This window comes from uncultured Escherichia sp. (assembly GCF_948475835.1).
In the GTDB taxonomy this organism is placed as follows: Bacteria; Pseudomonadota; Gammaproteobacteria; order Enterobacterales; family Enterobacteriaceae; genus ECMA0423.
This window is the reverse complement of sequence record NZ_CAOLGM010000215.1, coordinates 1-3,742: the sequence shown is the minus strand read 5'-3', so window position 1 is coordinate 3,742 and position 3,742 is coordinate 1. Positions and strand designations below refer to the sequence as shown.

Here is a 3,742-nt window from a genome sequence, read left to right as displayed (position 1 = left end):
AGCATTTTCCAGAAAGCTCTTAACATCAGCAAACTCGAAGCTTTTGTCGCAGTCACAACTATTTTCCTCGGGCAAAATGAGATACCGGCGATCGTTAAACCGTTTATCGATCGCATGAATCGCAACGAGTTGTTTACCGCAATTTGTAGCGGGATGGCGTCCATTGCTGGTTCGATGATGATTGGTTATGTCGGAATGGGCGTACCAATTGACTACCTGTTAGCGGCATCGCTGATGGCGATCCCAGGTGGTATTTTGTTTGCACGTATTCTTAGCCCGGCCACCGAGCCTTCACAGGTCACATTTGAAAATCTGTCGTTCAGCGAAACGCCGCCAAAAAGCTTTATCGAAGCGGCGGCGAGCGGTGCGATGACCGGGCTGAAAATCGCCGCTGGTGTAGCGACGGTGGTAATGGCGTTTGTCGCAATTATTGCGCTGATCAACGGCATTATCGGCGGAATTGGTGGCTGGTTTGGTTTCGCCAATGCCTCTCTGGAAAGTATTTTTGGCTATGTGCTGGCACCGCTGGCGTGGATCATGGGTGTGGACTGGAGTGATGCCAATCTTGCGGGTAGCCTGATTGGGCAGAAACTGGCGATTAACGAATTCGTCGCTTACCTGAGTTTCTCCCCATACCTGCAAACGGGCGGCACGCTGGAAGTGAAAACCATTGCGATTATCTCCTTTGCGCTTTGTGGTTTTGCTAACTTTGGTTCTATCGGTGTTGTCGTTGGCGCATTTTCGGCTATTTCGCCAAAACGCGCGCCGGAAATCGCCCAGCTTGGTTTACGGGCGCTGGCAGCAGCAACGCTTTCCAACCTGATGAGTGCGACTATTGCCGGGTTCTTTATTGGTCTGGCGTAATGCTCGATTTGTAGACCGGATAAAACGTATTAAGCGTTGCATCCGGCAATCGCGCTATTGCAAATAATTTTTACTGCATCATCCCGGAGAATTTATTCTCCGGGTCCATCTCCAGCGCCAGTCCTGACAACTGCTTTCTGTTTTTAATGAGATACCCTTTCTTGCTTTTAGTTAATAAACCGTCGTGAATGAATTGCGCGAGAACATATAAAAGATGTCGATAAGAAACGCCTAAATACTCTGCTGCTTGCGTATGCTTTTCGTGATAAAGATCACCTTCCTGCGAGAGTAATATAAATGCTGCCAGGCGATTCACTAACGGAAATGATTGATTCTGAGTTAAAGAAACAATATTACGATAATTTTTATGACTTAAGGTGACGCAGAGTTTTCGTAAAAATAGCGTGTCGTTTAATAACCGCGGGCGGTAATGTTTCATAGGGAGCGCAAGGCACCAACACTCTTCAATAGCCTGCACCGCACGCGGTTCATGGTCTTTGTCGATTAACTCAATCTCGCCAATAAAACAGGGGGCGGCAAAGAAATCGATCAGCGACACGCGACCATTAGCTAGCGTGGCGTAAAGCCTGGCGCGGCCTCGCGTCAGGTAAAACAGCCAGGACGGCTGTTGCCCTTCCTGCACAATGTAGTCACGCGCTAAAAAATGAAACAGCCGCGTATCGGCTGAAACATCCGTTAAAAAGCAATCCTTAAACGCGGATTCACTCATCAATTGCTGCTTAAGATCATTATTGTGGATTTCTTTCACGATGTTTATCCGCTATGAGATTTCTCATATTTAGCATACGTACGCGGTTGGTAAGATTCAATCATCGGCCCGGTCGAATTTTCTTTGCTGTAGAAAAAATAACGCAACTGGAAACAGAGGAAATAAACAATGGAAAAGAGAAAAATTATTCTGGATTGTGATCCGGGTCATGATGATGCTATTGCAATGATGATGGCAGCGAAACATCCGGCAATAGATTTATTAGGCATCACTATTGTAGCGGGTAATCAGACGCTTGATAAAACATTAATTAATGACCTGAATGTTTGCCAGAAACTGGAGATTAATGTTCCGGTTTATGCGGGGATGCCGCAACCCATTATGCGTCAACAAATCGTTGCCGATAATATTCACGGTGAAACCGGACTGGATGGCCCGGTATTCGAGCCGCTGACCCGCCAGGCAGAAAGTACCCACGCGGTGAAATACATCATTGATACCCTGATGACAAGCGATGGCGATATCACTCTGGTGCCGGTTGGTCCGCTTTCAAATATCGCGGTGGCAATGCGTATGCAACCCGCGATCCTGCCCAAAATCCGTGAAATTGTGCTAATGGGCGGCGCTTACGGTACAGGCAACTTCACGCCATCTGCCGAGTTCAACATCTTTGCTGACCCGGAAGCAGCCCGCGTGGTGTTCACCTCTGGCGTTCCATTAGTGATGATGGGCCTCGATCTCACCAACCAGACCGTTTGCACCCCGGACGTGATTGCTCGGATGGAAAGGGCAGGCGGCCCTGCCGGAGAGCTGTTCAGCGACATCATGAACTTCACTCTCAAAACGCAGTTCGAAAACTACGGCTTGGCTGGCGGCCCGGTGCACGACGCCACCTGCATCGGTTATCTGATTAACCCTGATGGCATTAAAACCCAGGAGATGTACGTCGAAGTGGACGTCAACAGTGGCCCTTGCTATGGGCGCACCGTCTGCGACGAGCTGGGCGTTCTTGGCAAGCCCGCCAATACCAAAGTCGGCATCACTATTGATACCGACTGGTTCTGGGGCTTAGTCGAAGAGTGCGTGCGCGGCTACATCAAAACCCATTAAGCGTTGATAACAAGCCGGGCCGATAGCGCAAGATGCAGGCCCGGCTATTTCTGATGGGCAGAAAGCCGTCGCCCAATATGACATGAAGAGATAATCACTATGGATGTCATGAGAAGTGTTCTGGGAATGGTGGTATTGCTGGCAATTGCATTTTTGCTGTCAGTAAACAAGAAGAAGATCAGCCTGCGTACCGTTGGCGCGGCGTTAGTGTTACAGGTTGTGATTGGCGGGATTATGCTTTGGTTACCGCCAGGGCGTTGGGTCGCTGAAAAAGTCGCTTTTGGCGTGCATAAAGTGATGGCGTACAGCGACGCGGGTAGCGCATTTATCTTCGGTTCGCTGGTCGGGCCGAAAATGGACACGCTGTTTGATGGCGCAGGATTTATCTTTGGTTTCAGGGTATTACCGGCAATTATCTTCGTCACTGCACTGGTGAGTATTCTCTACTACATCGGTGTGATGGGGATTTTAATTCGCATTCTCGGCGGTATATTCCAGAAAGCATTAAATATCAGCAAGATTGAGTCATTCGTCGCGGTCACCACCATTTTCCTCGGGCAAAACGAAATTCCGGCGATCGTCAAACCCTTTATCGATCGTCTGAATCGCAATGAATTATTTACAGCGATTTGTAGTGGCATGGCCTCGATTGCTGGTTCGACAATGATTGGTTACGCCGCCCTGGGCGTACCTGTGGAATATTTGCTGGCGGCATCGTTAATGGCGATCCCAGGCGGGATCTTGTTTGCCCGCCTGTTAAGCCCGGCTACGGAATCTTCGCAGGTTTCCTTTAAAAACCTCTCTTTCACCGAAACACCGCCAAAAAGCATTATTGAAGCCGCTGCGACAGGGGCAATGACCGGGCTGAAAATCGCCGCCGGTGTAGCGACAGTTGTTATGGCATTTGTCGCCATCATTGCGTTAATTAATGGTATTATCGGCGGCGTTGGCGGCTGGTTTGGTTTTGCACATGCCTCGCTGGAGTCCATTTTAGGTTACCTGTTGGCCCCATTGGCGTGGGTGATGGGGGTTGACTGG

At 49.4% G+C, this 3,742-nt stretch carries 4 protein-coding genes; 3 read left to right on the top strand and 1 reads right to left on the bottom strand.

All coding sequences use genetic code 11. The features are described 5' to 3' along the window. On the top strand, positions 1–864 hold an 864-nt coding region (locus QZF50_RS22980), incomplete at its 5' end, for a nucleoside transporter C-terminal domain-containing protein (RefSeq protein WP_290389015.1). Between the two features lie 70 nt (positions 865–934). Here the strand turns inward: QZF50_RS22980 and QZF50_RS22975 are convergent. Beyond that, positions 935–1,633: a transcriptional regulator YeiL gene (locus tag QZF50_RS22975; RefSeq protein ID WP_000658580.1), complete on the bottom strand. Its 699-nt coding sequence runs from the start codon at positions 1,631–1,633 to the stop codon at positions 935–937. A 129-nt stretch (positions 1,634–1,762) separates the two neighbouring features. Here QZF50_RS22975 and rihB point away from each other — a divergent pair, with 129 nt between their 5' ends. Continuing rightward, positions 1,763–2,704, top strand: a complete 942-nt coding sequence (rihB, locus tag QZF50_RS22970; RefSeq protein ID WP_290376397.1) for a ribosylpyrimidine nucleosidase — start codon at positions 1,763–1,765, stop codon at positions 2,702–2,704. A gap of 99 nt (positions 2,705–2,803) precedes the next feature. Next, positions 2,804–3,742, top strand: a 939-nt coding sequence (locus tag QZF50_RS22965; RefSeq protein ID WP_290389014.1) for a nucleoside transporter C-terminal domain-containing protein, incomplete at its 3' end; no start/stop codon positions are given.